The organism is Deltaproteobacteria bacterium GWA2_45_12, assembly GCA_001797365.1.
Taxonomy (GTDB): domain Bacteria; phylum UBA10199; class UBA10199; order UBA10199; family UBA10199; genus UBA10199.
Window position 1 is genome coordinate 14,118 of the sequence record MGPH01000011.1, and the last position, 16,991, is coordinate 31,108.

Consider the following 16,991-nt stretch of genomic DNA (forward strand, 5'->3'; position numbering starts at 1 on the left):
ATGAAAATTACGCGGGAGTTTCCCGACAGGCACTAAATACGTGGATGCATTGCCTTTGTATCGTTTGGAGCATATTTTCAAACGGAGCCACATCGACATCCCCCGCAACACGATGGCAGGCTGGATGATTGCAATGTCTGAGAAACTCCAGCCGATTTACAACCTGATGGAAGAAGAGCTTTTATCCTCGGATTATGTTTGCTGCGATGAAACGGTGGTTCAGGTTTTAAAAGAGCCCGGGAAAAAGGCTCAGAGCAAGAGTTACATGTGGGTAAGATCACGGCATGGGCCCCAAGAGGGACCCATTGCAGGGCTGAAAATAAATCCGATTGTTTTATTTGATTACGATCCAACAAGATCGGGAACAGTGCCCAATAAACTGCTGAAAGATTTTAAGGGGTATCTGCAAGTGGATGGCTATGCGGGTTACGATGAAGTTTGTAACGGAGCAGATGTCACTCGGGTAGGCTGCATGGCGCATGTAAGGCGGTATTTTTATGATGTACGGAAAGCGTCACCAAAACAAAGCAGCGCAGCAAACGATGTTCTTTTGCTGATTCAAAAGTTGTACAAGATTGAAGAGCTGATCAGCGAAAAAACAATCGAGGATCGATTTAAAATCCGGCAGGAGCAATCAGCGCCAATACTCCAAGAAATTAAATCCTGGCTCGATGAAAACGAAAAAAGGTATCCGCCGCAAGGGCTGATGGGAAAAGCCATCACGTACGCCCAAAACCAGTGGCCGTACGTGATAAACTATTTAAAATATGGCAAACTCGCCATCGACAACAATTTTACAGAGAATCGAATCCGGCCGTTTGCGATAGGCCGAAAGAACTGGCTGTTTAGCGACTCCGTCGCCGGAGCCAACGCCAGTGGGATGATTTACAGTATCCTTCAAACCTCCCGCGGCAACGGGCTGGACCCCTACGCCTACATGCGGCACTTGCTGACAGAACTCCCCAAATGCCAAACCGCCGACCAAATCGCAAAACTTCTGCCTCACAAGATTGATTTTAAGATTTTAAAGTAAAAACAGGGGATGGGTTTGCTGATCGCTTACACTTGATGGTCTCCTGTTATCACAAAAGACATCCTTTTTTCTGAAGGGTTATCGTTGGAGATCACAAACTCTTTACTCGGCCCCGGAACAATCCAAATATCACTATCCCGTGAAGCATGTTCAAATTTTAATCCCAAACGGTGCTTTATGTTCACGGTATAAAAAATCTCGGCCATAAAGCTGCGGGAATCAGGGCCTAAAGGATCCCCTAAAATTTGCTGATTTAAGGTCCATCCCGATAAAAAGGTCCCGTGACGATAGAACAGGGCCGGAAAATTTTTAAATTCAAAACGAAAATCAAATTTTCCGTTAAAATCAATGCGAGGGACATAAAAACCCGTGTAATAGGCCCAGTTGGTACGATATCGGCTAAAGAAAGAATCATCGGAAAACATTTCAAAATAAAAAGCCGTATTGTGCCAAGGAGGAATACGGAAGCGAAATTCCCATCCATAAATACTATTAGAGAAATTTTGATCTTGAATTCCTGATGAAGATAAAAAACCACCACGAGAAAAAAAGAACTCTTTGAATACATCCCCTGCACTAGGTTGTGGGGCATCTTGACCGCCTATAATTAAGGCACGAGAAAAGCCCAATTCCAACCATTTTGCAGGCTCAAAGGAAAGTTTCAGCCCTGAAAAAAATGATTTTTTAAATTCCTGTTCCGGCCCCAAATTTGCCACGTAAAGTGTCCCTTTAAAATTACCAAGAACAGGAATATGAACAAGCCTGTCATTGGAAAGCTTGAGCATGTCTAAAGGGCGTGCATTATCCGACAATATAATCCCACCATGCTTCCCCTGCCCCCATACAAGACTGTCCCGGCCAAATTCCAATTCCAGCTTATGAAAAGTAAACTTCCCATAGAAATTTTGAGCAATGATATTTGCATCATTAGCCCCTTGATCGGGAAACAATCCTTCGAAACGAGGTATCGCGTTAAAGGAAAAAAACTTGGTCAACCTGAACCAATGCTGACTCTCTAAGGCAAAATTGGACCCATCCACATAATGCCGGCCCTCTTTATTTTGAACCAGAGGATTAAGGACTGCCTGAATTTTTCCCACATTGTTATCAAATGGAATGATACGTGAAGGGCTATCCAAAAATGTATAAGAAACTTGGAGATTACTTAGCGGATGGAAACTGACCGGTTTGGAATATTTTTTATTGTCAAGAAAACCTATCTCCTCAGCAAATTCTCCTTCCAAGTTTTTAAGAATGGCAAAACCCAAATTACCTTTTTCCAAACAATTAATATCACGATCTTCTTCCTTGCATATCTGCTTCAGATTATCTCTGGCCTCCTTGACCATACGGCCCATTTCCATACGGCTCCACGGACGCTGCCCCATGATGACATTTTTAATAAGACCATGGCCGATAAGCTTGTCTAGTTGATCATAAACACGGTCTGAAACAGGAATATTGATAGAGCTGTATGGAGATCCCGCCAATGGAAAAACAAACAAGAAAGAAAAACTTAATATCAAAAATAGGGGAAATTTCATATTTCTATTCGAGAACATCATTGTTATACCTGAAAGTACGTGTTCATACACATCTTGCCAAGTAATGACAATTTTTTTTCAAGGATCAAAGCCCTTAAAAAATTTGTCTTTTAAGTTGAATTAAAATAGGAAGAAAAACAACTTCATGGAAACCACCGACTTTTTAATCATTGGAGGAGGCGTTGTTGGGCTGACTATGGCTTTAGAGCTCCAAAAACGTCATCCTTCTGCCAAAATAACCCTGATCGAAAAAGAGGATTTTTGTGGCTTTCATGCCAGTGGGCGCAACAGTGGTGTGCTTCATGCAGGGTTTTATTATACAGCCGATAGCTTAAAGGCCAAGTTCACAAGGGAAGGCAATTTGCGATGGAAAGCCTATTGCAAGGAAAAGAAAATCCCCGTGAATGAATGTGGAAAACTTGTTGTCGCCAAAAATGAACAGGAACTGGGCAGGCTTAATGAATTACTCAATAGAGGGAAAGCAAACGGAGTTGAATTGCATTCAATTTCATCGGATGAAGCAAAAGAAATCGAACCACGCGTCAAAACCCATGAAAAAGCCCTTTACTCCCCTTTGACAGCTTCGGTCAATCCAGGCGAGGTCATGAAAAACTTGGCAAAAGAGGCCGCCGACAAAAATATCCGTATCATGTACGGCACGGCTTACCTCAGCAAAACAAAAAATGGCATTAAGACAAATAAGGGGCTTATTCAAGCGGGATATATCATCAATGCGGCAGGACTTTATGCCGACAAGATTGCCCATGATTTTGGATTTGCAAAAGACTTGTGCATCCTTCCATTTAAGGGATTGTATCTGTATTCGGACGAACCCAGTGGATCGGTACGCACCAATATATACCCCGTACCGGATTTAAATTATCCATTCCTCGGGGTTCACTATACAATAACTGCCGACAATCACATTAAGATAGGCCCCACCGCCATTCCTGCATTCTGGCGAGAACAGTATCAAGGCTTTCATAATTTTAATTATGATGAATTTCTGGAAATCGCTGGAATTGAGACGAAACTTTTTTTTACCAATACACTTGATTTTAGAAAACTTGCTTTTACTGAATTAAAGAAAATATGGAAATCTCATTTGGTGAGATTAGCTTCAGAATTGATGGAGGGTGTTAAAAAAGACCAATTCAAAAAATGGGGTCCTTCAGGCATCCGGGCCCAGCTTTACAACAAACAGACAAAAAAACTTGAAATGGATTTTCATTACGAAGGAGACAGAAACTCATTTCACATTCTCAATGCCGTTTCCCCTGCGTTTACCTGTGCTCTCCCGTTTGCTGAATTCCTCGTGGATAAAATAGAATATCATTTCAAGAAATAAGTTCTTTAAGCTGTGATAGATATAATTGCGATGCCCAATAGCAATCACGTGGATTTTTAAAAAAGTTAAGGGTGTCAACCCCAGGGCAAGCCTTGGCCCCAAGCTTCCGTGGCAAGCCACGATACAAGGTATTAGATATTGATCCGGAAACGAATGTAAAAACGGAAGCGGGTAAAATCCCCCTTAATCCCCCTTTTTTAAAGGGGGAAAGTACAGTAGAAAAAAAAGGGAAACTTGATGCCCCCGCTTAATCCCCCTTTAAAAAAGGGGGTCAGGGGGATTTGTTCCCGAATTTCAGCAACTAAATATTACTCATTTCAGGAGATACTCCAACTCGTCGTTCCATCCGGGTTGTCTTTAATTTGAATGCTGGCCTCTGTAAGTTCTTTGCGGATGGTATCTGCCAGGGCAAAGTTTTTGTCAATGCGGGCTTGCTTTCTCTCTTTTATTTTTTGTTCAATGGCCTCGGGAGTTAAATTTGACTTTTGCATGGCTGCTGTTTTTTCTTTTTCAAAAAAACGGGCAGGAGATGACCCAAAAATACCCAGCACCTCATGAACTTGCTTGACGACCTCGTTAAAAGTTTCAACCAAAAAGGCTGGAACGTTTTTATTTTCATCCAACACTTTATTCCACAGGCGTGTTATATCAAACAGGGCTCCCACCACTTTGGCCGTATTAAAATCATCATCCATGGCCTGGACAAAATAAGTTTTAAACTGATGAAGTTTTTCATTTAACTCAACAATGCTGGGATCTCCCAAAAGATGCTCTTGGGTGGGGTTAAGCGCTTCCACACGGGTACACGTTCCGTACCAGCGAATAAGCGACTGGCGGGCATTCTCAATGTTTTGGTCGGTATAATCCAGGGGCGACCGGTAATGGGCGGCAAGAATGAATAACCGGATCACTTCCGGATGATATTTTTGAAGCAAGCTATCGATGGTCAAAAAATTCCCGAGCGACTTGCTCATCTTTTCGGCATTGATGTTGACAAACCCGTTATGCACCCAATACTTGGCAAAAGTTTTACCCGTGGCGCCTTCTGATTGGGCAATTTCATTTTCATGATGGGGGAAACTTAAATCGCGCCCCCCGCCATGAATGTCAAAAGTCTCTCCCAAATACTTCATGCTCATGGCAGAGCATTCAATATGCCAACCCGGCCTCCCCTTTCCCCATGGGGAATCCCAGGTAGGCTCCCCGGGTTTTGACCCCTTCCACAGCGCAAAATCGAGCGGATCGGTTTTGGCCTCCAAAACATCGACACGAGCTCCCACCTCAAGCTCTTCTATTTTTTTCCCCGAAAGTTTTCCATAATCCACTTTTTTTCTCACCGAATAAAAAACATCCCCACCGGCCGCATAAGCCATCCCTTTCTTTTCCAAAGCTTCGATAATGTGAAGCATGTCGGGAATATGTTCGGTGGCCTTTGGTTCCAAACTGGGAGTCACCAAACCCAAATTTTTTGTGTCGCGATGGAAGGTGGCGATGTATTTTGTGGCCACTTCTTCCCACGAAATTTTTTCTTTTTGGGCACGGGCAATAATCTTGTCATCCACATCGGTAAAATTGCGGACAAAAGTGACATCGTATCCCGTAAATTTCAGATAACGATATATGACATCAAAATTGATGAGCGCCCGCGCGTGTCCCAAATGGCATTCATCATAAACCGTCACCCCGCACACATAGAGACCCACTTTGGGGGGATGGATAGGTTTGAACTCTTCTTTCTTACGAGTAAGGGTGTTGTAAATAAATAAAGACATATTCGTAGGGCACTGTTTGGGAGTGGTCCCTGAGCGGAGTCGAAGGGCCACCTCGACTTCGCTCGATGACCAGCCAAGTAACGCCCCTACCCCAACGTCACCACGGCCCATGCGGCCATGCCTTCTTTTTTTCCGGTAAACCCCAAACCCTCTTCAGTTGTGGCTTTCACGTTCACGTCTTCGGGATTCATTTGTAATACTTTTGCAATATTGGCCTTCATTTTTTCTTTATGGGGGGAAAGTTTGGGGGACTCGGCAATAATCACCGAATCAATATTATTCACTTTTAAACCTTTGGCTTTTATTTTTTGAAAAGTAATTTCCAGAAATTTAAGGGAGTCCATCCCTTTAAATTGGGGATCTGAATCGGGAAAATGCTGACCAATATCTCCTAAGCCTGCGGCTCCCAAAATCGCATCGGTAATGGCATGCAACAAAGCGTCAGCATCTGAATGCCCAAGTAAACCCTTTTCGTGCGGGATTTCAACCCCACCCAAAACAAGCTTGCGGCCTTCCACTAATTTGTGGACATCGTAACCAATTCCTGTACGCATAATTTCTGTAGGGGCGCTCGCTTGCCGCGCCCGTAATTGGGCCAGAGTAATGGGCGCGGCAAGCGAGCCGCCCCTACAATGAATTTAAATAATATTCCGCCAATTTCAAATCATCCGGTGTTGTCACCTTGATGTTTTTGGGATCGCCTTCGACAACAAACACATCCGTCCCCATCCCTTCAACCATCATGGCTTCATCGGTTGAATTCTGGCCTAGGTCCGGATGGGACTTATACAATGCCGAAAGGATTCTGCAAGAAAAACCCTGGGGGGTTTGAGTGAGCCTTAATTGATTTCTGGGGATGGTTTTTTTAACCTTGTCCCCATCCATTTCTTTTACAGTGTCACTGATAGGAACCACCGGAACCACAGCCCATTTGACTTTGGTTGCCTCAACAATTTTTTTGATGAGATCTACCGAAACCAAGGGCCTCACGGCATCGTGAACAAGAACAGTATCATCGTCTTGGGAATGTAAAAACTCAAAACCCTTTTTGACGGATTCGGCACGGGTGGCTCCACCGGTGATAAAAATACATGGGTCGGGAAACCCGACCCCTACGGTAGGGGCGGGGTCGCCCCGCCCTTGGGCAGGCAAACACACCACAATCTTCTCAAACAACCCTGTTTTCACAAATGCTTCCACCGACCATTGAAAAAGGGGTTTACCTTTTAATTCCAAAAATTGTTTGCGTGTTTGGCCGCCAAAACGGATTCCCAAACCTGCAGCGGGGATGATGGCGTAATTGGACATTGGTTATGTAGGGGCGAATCTTGCCTGCCCGCCTCTGGAGGGTATTCGCCCTTGTAGGGGCACGTTGAAGGGCGATCACAAGGATCGCCCCTACCTCAAAAAATTCCTCAAAATATCCTTCCCCACCTTTGTTAAAATGGATTCAGGATGAAACTGCACCCCTTCCACACGGTGCTGCTTGTGGCGCACGGCCATAATTTCCCCTTCCTTGGTGGTGGCAGAAATTTCCAATACATCGGGCATCGATTCCGGACGAATCACCAAAGAATGATATCTCGTTGCCACAAAGGGATTTTCAATTCCTTCAAAAATGGTTTTATTGTCGTGTTTTATTTGCGACGTTTTTCCATGCATCACGCGCGCGGCACGGACAATTTCCCCTCCAAAAGCAGCGCCAATGGACTGATGCCCCAAACAAACCCCCAAAATGGGAATCATCCCGGTAAATTCTTTGATGAGCGGCACAGAAATACCCGCTTCTTTCGGGGTACATGGGCCGGGAGAAATGACGATCCATTTTGGATTCATTCCCCGGATATCAGCCAGAGTACATTCGTCATTTCTGAAAACACGAATCTCCTTTTCGGGGTTTTGTCCTGCATCCTGTAAAATTTCCCCAAAATACTGGACCAGGTTATAGGTAAACGAATCGTAATTATCGATGATTAATAACATAATTGTACGGACGAACCTTGCCTGCCCGCCTCAGGAGGGTGTTCGCCCATCAATATTGGCCCATCACGGGCGAACACAAGGTTCGCCCGTACACGTTTTCTAAAGCCTTTAAAACCCCCCGGGCCTTGTTCTGGCATTCCTTATACTCCAGGCGCGCATCCGAATTAAAAACAATACCGGCGCCCGCTTGAACATAAACTTTCTTTCCCTTGAAAAAAGCCGTGCGGATGGCAATGGCCGTGTCGCAATTTCCATTAAACCCGATATACCCAACACATCCCCCATAAACCCCACGACGCAAGCCCTCAAGCTCTTCGATAATTTCCATGGCCCTTATTTTAGGCGCCCCTGTCAGTGTCCCAGCAGGAAAGGTGGCACGGATAAGATCATAGGCATCCCTGCCTTTTTTTAGCATTCCTGAGACATGCGAAACCAAGTGCATCACATGCGAATACCGCTCCACAATTTCCAACTCATCCACGGTGACACTGCCTATTTCACACACCCGTCCCAAATCATTGCGGCCAAGGTCAACCAGCATGATGTGCTCGGCACGTTCTTTGGGATCTTCTCTTAATTCTTCTTCGAGTTCGAGATCCTCTTTTTCGGTATATCCACGTCTGCGCGTACCTGCAATGGGCCGGAGTTCGGCTCTTTTTCCTTCAAGACGCACCATCACTTCAGGAGAAGCCCCTACCACGGCCAGATCATCAAAATGTAAAAAGTAAAGGTAAGGGGAAGGATTTAATCGCCTGAGTACGCGATAAAGTTCAAAAGGATCAATGTCCGTTTTAGCTTCGTACCTCGTAGACAACACCACCTGGAAAACATCTCCTGCCTTGATATACTCACGCGCTTTTTCAACCATGCCCATGAACTCTTTTTCGGTGTGCCTGACACGCGGGGTTTCCGGGGTTGTCTTCTTCTTTTTGGAAACAGAAGGGATGGGCTTTCTTAATTGGCGAACGAGGGTTTCAATCTTTACACAGGCTTTTTGATACAAGCCTTTAACAGAAGTCCCATCAAGATAAATATTCACCACAATTTTGATGGTCTGTTTAAAATTATCAAACATTAAAAGCGTATCTGCGATCACAAAAAAAGCTTCTTCCACGCCAAGGTCATCTAAACTTGCTTCTTTGATTTTTTCAAATGAACGGACAACATCATAACTCAAAAAACCCACCGCTCCCCCAAAAAAACGGGGCAAACCGGGAACTTCAACCGGTTTAAAAGGTTTCATCACCTCTTTGACTGCCGATAAGGGATCCCCAGAAATTGTTTGAACCGTCTTTTTCTTCCCCGATAAAAGAGTCAATTGGTCGTTACGAACCTTAAGAACCATTCGTGGATTAGTTCCCAGAAAACTGTACTGCCCCCATTTTTCTCCCCCTGTGGCACTTTCAAGCAAAAAATCATATTTTCCGGAACGAATTTTTAAAAAAGCAGACACAGGAGTATCAAGATCGGCCGGGATTTCGGCATACAAAGGGATGAGATTCCCTTTTTTGGCTAATGTTTGAAATTCTTGGAGTGTAAGAGAAAACATAAAACCGTACCCGTACGGGCGAACCTTGCCTGCCCGCCTCAGGAGGGTGTTCGCCCCTTGTATCTACATCCGTTTCAAATAAAATTCATTCGAGTACTGCACCTTGCCATCAATGGTTTCAAGTTTCCACCGAAATTTGCCGTAGGGAAGAACCAGCTCTGTGGGGTGCATCCAAACCGTATCAACCCTTTCTTGCATACGCCCCAAAGCTTTCATAGGAAGAGTATATTGGGATTGCACCAAACCCAAATTTTGCGACAGGCCATTTCTGACAACCAAATCGCCGGAGGGAAACCATTTCCCCCTAAAAAAATGTTCCAGCCCCATTTTTTCCCTCACGGAAATTTGTTCGGGATTGGTGACAGTAAGGTTCTGAATCTGCCCATCAAAATAAAATAAATAATCCGTCTTCAAATCAAGGGAACATTCCTTATTAAACTCCCCAATATCAGTTCGATCCGTAAATTCATTTTCCTGCCAGGTATGCACACGCCCCACATCCACATGCACCATCAAAAGATCAGGATAATACCCTACCCCGCCCCGGCCAAGCCTGCGGACATAATTCACCAATTTTTTCTCGGTGATTTCATCCATGTGAATATCAGAGGCCATCCCCTTTGTGTGATAACTGTTTTTGGCAACATTACGGCCTTCCGCCCGAAGAGCCTCGTTAAATTCAGGACGCCGATACCCGCTGATAATTTCAAGCGTATCCACTCCAAAGTGATCTGCTAAATGGTCCAAAAGATGAATCAAATCCAGGTTCATTCCTGCCACTTCTGCATTATCACGGGAACGTAAAAACTGGCTGACCCTTTTAACAGCCTCTGGATTGGGGACATGATCTTTCTCATAGGCAATTTCTAAGGTTTCGTTTAAATGAAAGTTATAAAGCCTCAAGAACCCATCATGTTTTAATTCTGAAGCCTGAGCACTAAAAGACATGATTAAAATCAAGAGGTTAATAAAAATGGCCCGGGTATTGACAATGTGCGTCATATCGATTATGAGCCTTACCACTTTCTCAAAGTTTTGACTCTTAAAGTGTGAAAGTACTCATTTTTGTAGCGCATTAAAATAAAAAAATGCCACTTCTCTATAAACAAAAAGCCCTTTATAATTTAACAATCCTTTCATTTCAATTTATATGAATCCAACTCCTACAAATAAACATTTGGAAGAAAAAGATGAGGTCGTCATTCGTTTATGTGGCGACTCCGGTGACGGTATGCAAATAACCGGCAACCGTTTCACTGAAACATCCGCCGTCCTGGGAAACGATTTAGCCACTTTCCCCGACTATCCTGCTGAAATCAGGGCTCCTGCAGGGAGCCTGTTCGGTGTTTCCGGCTTTCAAATCCACTTTTCCTCCAAAGAAATTCGTACCGCAGGGGATGCCCCCGATGTCTTGGTGGCCATGAATCCCGCCGCCCTCAAAACAAACTTAAAAGATCTTAAAAAAAAGGGGATGCTCATCCTTAATTTGAATGCCTTCACTGAAGATAATTTAAAGCTGGCCAATTATTCGTCCAACCCACTCGAAGACGGCAGCTTGAACGATTACGAACTCTATAAAGTCCCCATGACCTTGCTTACTGAAGAAGCACTTAAAGACTCCGGCCTTACCAAAAAAGACATGGCTCGTTGCAAAAATTTCTTTGCCCTGGGGCTTATGTATTGGCTCTATCAACGCCCCTTGGACATCACCCTGGATTGGATTGACAAAAAATTCAAATCAAAACCCGAAATCGTCGATGCCAATAAAAAAGTTCTGAAAAGTGGTTATTATTTTGGCGAAACCACAGAAATTTTTAAATGTTGCTATAAAGTCTCCAAAGCCAAACTCACTCCAGGCACTTATCGCAATATCACCGGGAACGAAGCCACAGCTCTTGGGTTTATTGCCGCTTCTCAACTGGCCAACAAACCCCTTATCTATTGTAGTTATCCCATTACACCCGCTTCCGATATTTTACATGAACTCTCCCGTCATAAAAATTTTGATATCAAAACATGCCAGGCCGAAGATGAAATTGCCGCCATGGGCATGGCCTTGGGCGTTGCCTTTGCCGGGGGTTTGGGCCTTACCGGCACAAGTGGCCCGGGGCTTGCCTTAAAAAGTGAAGCCTTAAGTTTGGCCATTATGATGGAACTTCCCCTTGTGGTCATTAATGTTCAACGGGGGGGGCCATCAACGGGGCTTCCAACCAAAACCGAACAAGCCGATCTGTTTCAGGCCCTTTATGGAAGACATGGCGAAGCTCCCTTGGCGGTTATTGCACCAGCAACACCGGCCGAATGTTTTAGCTTGGCCATCGAAGCCGTTCGTCTATCCATTCAATACATGACCCCCGTTATTTTCCTTTCCGATGGCTATCTGGCCAATGGTGCTGAACCCTGGAATATTCCTCCCCTGGCTTCCCTTAATCCCATTGTGATTAAACACCCCACTCAGGCAGACAAATTTCAACCCTACCTCCGCGAGCCGGAAACCCTCGCACGTCCTTGGGCCATTCCCGGTACTCCCGGCTTGGAACACAGAATCGGCGGCATTGAAAAGCAGGATATCACCGGGAATATCAGTTATGATCCTGTCAATCACGAGCACATGGTGCACTTACGTGCCGAAAAAATTGGGCGTATCGCTCAAAGCATTCCTTTAGCCCAGGTTTTTGGAAAAGAATCCGGTGACGTTCTTGTCATCGGTTGGGGGGGGACCTTTGGGGCCATTACCACCGCAGTGGAAACTCTTCAAAGAGAGGGCCTATCTATTTCAAGCCTTCATTTGCGCTTTTTAAATCCTTTCCCCGCCAATCTCGGGGATGTTCTCTCAAGGTTTAAAAAAATCATCGTGGCCGAACTCAATACGGGACAGCTAGCCCAGGTATTACGTGGTCAATTCACCGTTGATATAAAATCACTTACCAAAATTCAGGGAAGACCGTTTAATGTGAAGGAAGTTGTCGACGGGATTCGTACCATTCTCAACGAAGGAAACAATCAATGGAAACTCAAAAAAGCAGTGTCCAACTAACCAAAAAAGATTTCACCTCTGATCAGGATGTGCGTTGGTGCCCCGGTTGCGGTGACTATGCCATCTTGGCTTTCATGCAACGCGTTCTACCAACCTTGGGTATTCCTCGCGAAAAGTTTGTGTTTGTTTCAGGCATTGGTTGTTCCAGCCGCTTTCCATATTATATGAACACCTATGGCATGCACACCATTCATGGTCGTGCCCCTGCCATTGCCACAGGCATCAAGGTGGCCAACCCCGATCTGCAGGTGTGGGTTGTCACAGGGGATGGGGATGGCCTTTCCATTGGTGGAAACCACCTCATTCATGCGCTCCGTCGGAATGTAGACTTGAAAATTCTCTTGTTTAACAACCGCATTTATGGGCTGACCAAAGGGCAATATTCCCCCACCTCCGAGCAGGGGAAAAAGACAAAGTCGACTCCCCATGGGTCGGTGGACTATCCCTTAAATCCCCTTTCCATTGCTTTGGCTTCAGAAGCCACTTTTGTTGCCCGTTCGGTTGATTCCAATGCAAAACACTTAACTGAAGTTTTAACACGCATGGCCCATCACAAAGGAAGTGCGTTTGTTGAAATTCTTCAAAACTGTATTGTTTTTAATGATGGCGCTTTTGACGATGCCACAAACCCTGAAGTCCGCGATGACAATGTCTTGATCCTTAAACACGGCAACCCAATGATCTTTGGAAAAACCAAAAACAAGGGCATCAAACAAAATGGGATGAATTTGGAAGTGGTCACCCTTGGTGAAAACGGCATTACCGAAAAAGATCTTGTCGTGCATGATGAATTTTTACCCACTTCCTCGTTGGCCTATGTTCTTGCCCAAATGGAAAGACCCACCGCCCCCATCCCCATGGGGATATTCCGGTCCATCCAAAAACCCACTTACGAGACAATGATCCATCAACAAGTCGAACGGGCCCATTCAAAAGGAAAGGGAAACCTGGAAAAACTTATCCATGGTGAAAATACGTGGGTGGTGAATTGATGGTCAAACTGTTCAAATACTTAATAACCCTGATTGAACAAAAAATCAGGCGTCATAAAACACGCAGGGCCCATTTAAACTTGTATGGCAAATTCAAGATGTCCGACTTTGATCCTTCCGCTTTTTGATCTCTCTGGATTTAAATTCGATGCATGCGTCCCATTCTACTCGAATGGGGGAAGTTATGTCCCCAACGATGGCTTTCTTTCGAAGTTCTTTAAGCCTTTTCTGGATATTTTTCTTTTTAGGTTGGTTTACTTTCATGGTTCGATGTTTCCTACTACACCGTCATTCCCGCGAAAGCGGGAATCCACATTGCTCAAAGAATGGATTCCCGCTAACTGAACCCCGCATGGCGGGGTCACGTGGCGGGAATGACAAACGGGTCATTTAAAAAAAACCCTCTTAAACTTCCTCTTCCCCACCTGCAAAAGATACTCGCCCTTGCATTCAAGCTTCATCATGGGATCGGAAATTTTCTTTTCGTTGACTGACACCCCCCCTTGGGTGACAAGGCGTCGCGCTTCGCTATTGCTTGGGGTAAGAGAAAGTTCCGTCAAAAGAGTCTGAAGCCCCCTGGGCTCAGAAGAGACGGGCAGAGTCACCTCTTCGATATCCGAAGGCAACCCGTGCTTAGAAAAAACCTTGGCAAATTCCTCTTCCGCTTTATCAGCTTCGGACCGGCTATGAAAACGGGCCACGATCTCTTTGGCCAAATCGGTTTTTACTTTTTTTGGATGAAGCCCCCCACTGGTTACAGCCTGTTTCATTCCCTGTATTTCCTGCAAAGACTTTGAGCTAAGCAACTCATAATAGCACCACATCAGATCATCGGTGATGGACATGACCTTGCCAAAAATATCTTTCGGCGATTCTTTGATGCCGATGTAATTGTTGTAGGACTTGCTCATCTTTTGCACACCGTCAGTGCCTACAAGAAGCGGCATGGTCAAAACGATTTGCGGGGATTGGCCGGATCTTTTCTGAATGGTACGGCCCATGAGAAGGTTAAATTTTTGGTCCGTCCCTCCCAATTCTACATCTGCCTTGAGTACCACCGAGTCATGGGCTTGAAAGAGCGGATAGTAAAATTCGAGAATGGAGATATCATGCCCCGCCTTGAATCTTTTTTTGAAATCATCCCGTTCCAGCATGCGAGCCACCGTTTGTTTGGAACCAAGCATGGTCAATTCCATGGAAGACATTTTGTCAAACCATTCACTGTTGAAACGCACCTCGGTTTTGGCCCGATCAAGAATCTTAAAAACCTGATCTTGATACGTTTTAGAATTCTTCTGAACTTCCTCTTTCGACAATCCGGGCCTTGTTTCAGAACGCCCCGTCGGATCCCCAATGGTTGCCGTAAAATCACCGATCAGAAAAACAACCTGATGCCCCAGCTCCTGAAATTGCCGCAGTTTATGCAAAAGCACCGTATGCCCCAAATGCAAATCGGGCGCTGTTGGATCAAAGCCCGCTTTTACACGCAAGGGCTTCCCCAGTTTAAGCTTTTCGATAAGCCCTTCTTCTTCAATAAGCTCAACGACTCCCCGTTTAATAACCTCTAATTGTTTTTCAACAGAAATGGACATAATTTCTCTCCCAATATTCATCCCCCTTTTCCGCCGAAGGACGGATCAGTCCTTTGGCTGAAAAAAAGGGGGACAAAGGGGGATTTGTTCCCGTGCGTGCTTGCCTTCGAACCTTTAAATATAAACCGGAAACGGAGATGGGCCCAAATCCCCCCTACCCCCCTTTTTTAAAGGGGGAATGCATCCTCTAAAAAGCCTCTTCAAAAAACATATTCCTTCTTTTCAGTCATCACATATTGCAATCGGCAATCCCACAAATCAATGGGGATGCTTGGGATCATTTGAAATTCATAAGCCAGGCCCATGGTGGCCCCTGTAAATGAAGTCAAAAAACGGTCATAAAAACCCCGGCCATAACCCAGACGAAATCCTTGCGAACTAAACCCGATACCGGGAATGATCACCAAATCCAAACGGGTATTGGGAGGCAAAGTCACACAACCATGTTTGGGTTCCAAAACCCCCCACGCTCCTTTTTGTAAATCAGCAGGGTCATTAACTTCATAATATTGAACTCCTTGTTCCACACGGGGGAAATAGACATTTTTGGCTTCTTCCAGCGCCTTGGTAAACAGGAAACGCGTTTCGACCTCATTTTTAACAGGAGAATAAAGCCCCACGCGCTGGGCCTTTTTCCACAAGGGAAGCAATACAATTTTTTCCTGGATAGTCAAACTGAGGCTGTGAACCCGCTCAAGGCTTAAGGCCAGTCTTTCTTCGAGAATTTTCTTCCTGAGTTGGTCTTTGGTCATGTCCTACTAGTGGCTAGAAAAAACCCCACCATAAGTCGTGAGAAGCTTATCTTGAACCTTAACTAATTAAGGTGGAACCCGTTATTACCTCTTTAGGCTTCCTCACAAGGAGGCATGCTCACCAAGGTAAGAGATGGACCCCGTTTTGTCATTGTAAGTTCAAAAAATAATGACGTTCACCACGAACCAGGCAGGGTTTGTTAAAATTTTACCTCAACGAAGTTTCCACACGTCGAATCAAATCATCAATCGTCAAAGCCCACTGATTTAAATTATCAGCCTGTTTTTCTTTAAGACTGACAAAATCATCAGCAATATTTAAGGCAGCCAGAATGGCAACATTGGCTGTTGAGATAGCCTTGTTCTGAGAAACAATCTCATGCATTTTTCTGTTTACATAATCAGAAACCTTTTTCACATGCTTTTCAGTGGCTTCACTTTTGATGTTAAACTTTTGATTCAAAATGGTTAGATCGTAGGATTTTTTTTCTGTCATGGGGAAATTCCTATAATTTTGCTTGTCCTTCAAGTCAAGAAAAATCACCAAAAATTAGGATGTTAACCAAAAAGCCTCAATTGGAACATGACATTATTTTATTAATGTCAATTATCCAACTATCTCCAAATAAGAACTAATCTTTTTCAATCAAGCGCCATCCACGCAAGGGAATCCCCGCTAATGCATAGGGGCCAAAGTGAGTGCAAATAATTGTTTTGGTGGTCAACCCCACTTTTTCACACATGCGTCTTATCTGGCGTTGGCGTGATTCAATCATGCTCCACTCAAACCATGTTGAAAGGGGATTTTCTTGGGCAAATTTTATGGAAACAGGTTGGGTCCTGCGACCATCCAATTCAAACCCTTGTTGTAAGCGGGCAAGCTGGCGATCATTGGGTTTAGGAGTCACTTTCACATCAAAAACCCTTCTTATCTCCGCTTGGGGATTTTGATATTTTGCAACAAGGCTTGCATCATTGGTTAAAACCACCAACCCCTCGGCATCATAATCAAGCCTTCCCAGCGGCTTAAAAGAGGCAAATTTTTTGGGCAAAAAATCGTAAACAGCTGAGCGTTCAAGTTCATCATTTGAAGACACCACACATTTTTTGGGTTTATGAAAAAGAATGATTTGGACTGTTTGGTGAAGATTGAGTTTTTCTCCTTTGACAGAAATCTTGGCTGTGGAGGAATCCACTTTTGTCCCGAGCACGGTTACTTTTTTACCGTTTACAAATACATGCCCCTGCTTCATCAGCATTTCGGCTTCACGACGAGAATACAGCCCTGTTTGACCAATCAGTTTTTGAAGACGTTCAAGAGGCATGAAAATAGTAAGATGGTTCGACCACCGCATAGCGGGGTCCCGTTTACGGGACGGGGCTCATGTC

16 protein-coding genes and 1 other RNA gene are annotated in these 16,991 nt (G+C 44.6%); 5 read left to right on the forward strand and 12 right to left on the reverse strand.

Features of this window, described 5'->3' with window-relative positions; genetic code table 11:
* Positions 1-40: 40 nt before the first annotated feature.
* Positions 41-1,033: a hypothetical protein gene (locus A2048_00875; GenBank protein OGP10351.1), complete on the forward strand. Its 993-nt coding sequence runs from the start codon at positions 41-43 to the stop codon at positions 1,031-1,033.
* Between the two features lie 26 nt (positions 1,034-1,059).
* Here the strand turns inward: A2048_00875 and A2048_00880 are convergent, their stop codons facing one another.
* Entirely contained in the window at positions 1,060-2,577 is a 1,518-nt protein-coding gene (locus A2048_00880; protein OGP10352.1) for a hypothetical protein, read from the reverse strand.
* A gap of 145 nt (positions 2,578-2,722) precedes the next feature.
* Between A2048_00880 and A2048_00885 the strand changes: the two genes are divergently transcribed.
* Both A2048_00885 and A2048_00890 read left to right on the forward strand, forming a co-directional pair.
* A complete protein-coding gene (locus tag A2048_00885; protein ID OGP10353.1) occupies positions 2,723-3,925 on the forward strand; it encodes an FAD-dependent oxidoreductase in 1,203 nt (400 codons plus the stop codon).
* 71 nt (positions 3,926-3,996) lie between these two features.
* A complete protein-coding gene (locus A2048_00890) occupies positions 3,997-4,176 on the forward strand; it encodes a hypothetical protein (GenBank protein ID OGP10354.1) in 180 nt (59 codons plus the stop codon).
* A gap of 66 nt (positions 4,177-4,242) precedes the next feature.
* Here the strand turns inward: A2048_00890 and A2048_00895 are convergent, their stop codons facing one another.
* The 6 genes from A2048_00895 to A2048_00920 all read right to left on the reverse strand — a co-directional run bounded on the left by A2048_00895 (position 4,243) and on the right by A2048_00920 (position 10,231).
* A complete protein-coding gene (locus tag A2048_00895; protein OGP10355.1) occupies positions 4,243-5,697 on the reverse strand; it encodes a cysteine--tRNA ligase in 1,455 nt (484 codons plus the stop codon).
* Between the two features lie 86 nt (positions 5,698-5,783).
* Positions 5,784-6,251: a 2-C-methyl-D-erythritol 2,4-cyclodiphosphate synthase gene (locus tag A2048_00900; GenBank protein OGP10356.1), complete on the reverse strand. Its 468-nt coding sequence runs from the start codon at positions 6,249-6,251 to the stop codon at positions 5,784-5,786.
* A 73-nt stretch (positions 6,252-6,324) separates the two neighbouring features.
* The gene (locus A2048_00905; protein ID OGP10357.1) at positions 6,325-7,005 is read right to left on the reverse strand and encodes a 2-C-methyl-D-erythritol 4-phosphate cytidylyltransferase; all 681 of its coding nucleotides are present in this window, start codon (positions 7,003-7,005) and stop codon (positions 6,325-6,327) included.
* A 90-nt stretch (positions 7,006-7,095) separates the two neighbouring features.
* Entirely contained in the window at positions 7,096-7,680 is a 585-nt protein-coding gene (locus A2048_00910) for an anthranilate/aminodeoxychorismate synthase component II (protein OGP10358.1), read from the reverse strand.
* 49 nt (positions 7,681-7,729) lie between these two features.
* Positions 7,730-9,229 (reverse strand): anthranilate synthase component I, encoded by a 1,500-nt coding sequence (locus A2048_00915; GenBank protein ID OGP10359.1) that lies wholly within the window; start codon positions 9,227-9,229, stop codon positions 7,730-7,732.
* Positions 9,230-9,292: 63 nt separating this feature from the next.
* Positions 9,293-10,231 carry a hypothetical protein gene (locus A2048_00920; protein ID OGP10360.1) on the reverse strand — a complete coding sequence of 313 codons (939 nt, stop codon included), beginning with the start codon at positions 10,229-10,231 and terminating at the stop codon, positions 9,293-9,295.
* A 148-nt stretch (positions 10,232-10,379) separates the two neighbouring features.
* Here A2048_00920 and A2048_00925 point away from each other — a divergent pair, with 148 nt between their 5' ends.
* Entirely contained in the window at positions 10,380-12,266 is a 1,887-nt protein-coding gene (locus tag A2048_00925) for a 2-oxoglutarate ferredoxin oxidoreductase subunit alpha (GenBank protein ID OGP10361.1), read from the forward strand.
* Complete coding sequence (locus A2048_00930; protein ID OGP10362.1) at positions 12,236-13,258, forward strand: 2-oxoacid:ferredoxin oxidoreductase subunit beta; 1,023 nt, start codon at positions 12,236-12,238, stop codon at positions 13,256-13,258. Before A2048_00925 ends, A2048_00930 begins: the two co-directional genes overlap by 31 nt.
* Before the next feature lie 386 nt (positions 13,259-13,644).
* Here A2048_00930 and A2048_00935 read toward each other — a convergent pair whose 3' ends face one another.
* From A2048_00935 to A2048_00955, 5 genes are all read right to left on the reverse strand, one after another.
* Complete coding sequence (locus tag A2048_00935; GenBank protein OGP10363.1) at positions 13,645-14,871, reverse strand: tyrosine--tRNA ligase; 1,227 nt, start codon at positions 14,869-14,871, stop codon at positions 13,645-13,647.
* Between the two features lie 179 nt (positions 14,872-15,050).
* Positions 15,051-15,602, reverse strand: a complete 552-nt coding sequence (locus A2048_00940) for a 5-formyltetrahydrofolate cyclo-ligase (GenBank protein ID OGP10364.1) — start codon at positions 15,600-15,602, stop codon at positions 15,051-15,053.
* Between the two features lie 18 nt (positions 15,603-15,620).
* A non-coding RNA gene (gene ssrS, locus A2048_00945) (6S RNA) lies at positions 15,621-15,802 on the reverse strand.
* Positions 15,803-15,810: 8 nt separating this feature from the next.
* Positions 15,811-16,149, reverse strand: a complete 339-nt coding sequence (locus A2048_00950) for a hypothetical protein (protein OGP10365.1) — start codon at positions 16,147-16,149, stop codon at positions 15,811-15,813.
* Between the two features lie 85 nt (positions 16,150-16,234).
* Positions 16,235-16,957: a hypothetical protein gene (locus tag A2048_00955; GenBank protein ID OGP10366.1), complete on the reverse strand. Its 723-nt coding sequence runs from the start codon at positions 16,955-16,957 to the stop codon at positions 16,235-16,237.
* Between the last annotated feature and the right edge of the window lie 34 nt (positions 16,958-16,991).

What these genes read in the sequence shown, in the direction of transcription:
- A2048_00880 (OGP10352.1), bottom strand. Translation starts at nt 2,577, where the DNA reads ATGAAATTTCCCCTATTTTTGATATTAAGTTTTTCTTTCTTGTTTGTT.
- A2048_00885 (OGP10353.1), top strand. Translation starts at nt 2,723, where the DNA reads ATGGAAACCACCGACTTTTTAATCATTGGAGGAGGCGTTGTTGGGCTG.
- A2048_00895 (OGP10355.1), bottom strand. Translation starts at nt 5,697, where the DNA reads ATGTCTTTATTTATTTACAACACCCTTACTCGTAAGAAAGAAGAGTTC.
- A2048_00900 (OGP10356.1), bottom strand. Translation starts at nt 6,251, where the DNA reads ATGCGTACAGGAATTGGTTACGATGTCCACAAATTAGTGGAAGGCCGC.
- A2048_00905 (OGP10357.1), bottom strand. Translation starts at nt 7,005, where the DNA reads ATGTCCAATTACGCCATCATCCCCGCTGCAGGTTTGGGAATCCGTTTT.
- A2048_00910 (OGP10358.1), bottom strand. Translation starts at nt 7,680, where the DNA reads ATGTTATTAATCATCGATAATTACGATTCGTTTACCTATAACCTGGTC.
- A2048_00915 (OGP10359.1), bottom strand. Translation starts at nt 9,229, where the DNA reads ATGTTTTCTCTTACACTCCAAGAATTTCAAACATTAGCCAAAAAAGGG.
- A2048_00920 (OGP10360.1), bottom strand. Translation starts at nt 10,231, where the DNA reads ATGACGCACATTGTCAATACCCGGGCCATTTTTATTAACCTCTTGATT.
- A2048_00925 (OGP10361.1), top strand. Translation starts at nt 10,380, where the DNA reads ATGAATCCAACTCCTACAAATAAACATTTGGAAGAAAAAGATGAGGTC.
- A2048_00930 (OGP10362.1), top strand. Translation starts at nt 12,236, where the DNA reads ATGGAAACTCAAAAAAGCAGTGTCCAACTAACCAAAAAAGATTTCACC.
- A2048_00935 (OGP10363.1), bottom strand. Translation starts at nt 14,871, where the DNA reads ATGAATATTGGGAGAGAAATTATGTCCATTTCTGTTGAAAAACAATTA.
- A2048_00940 (OGP10364.1), bottom strand. Translation starts at nt 15,602, where the DNA reads ATGACCAAAGACCAACTCAGGAAGAAAATTCTCGAAGAAAGACTGGCC.
- A2048_00955 (OGP10366.1), bottom strand. Translation starts at nt 16,957, where the DNA reads ATGCGGTGGTCGAACCATCTTACTATTTTCATGCCTCTTGAACGTCTT.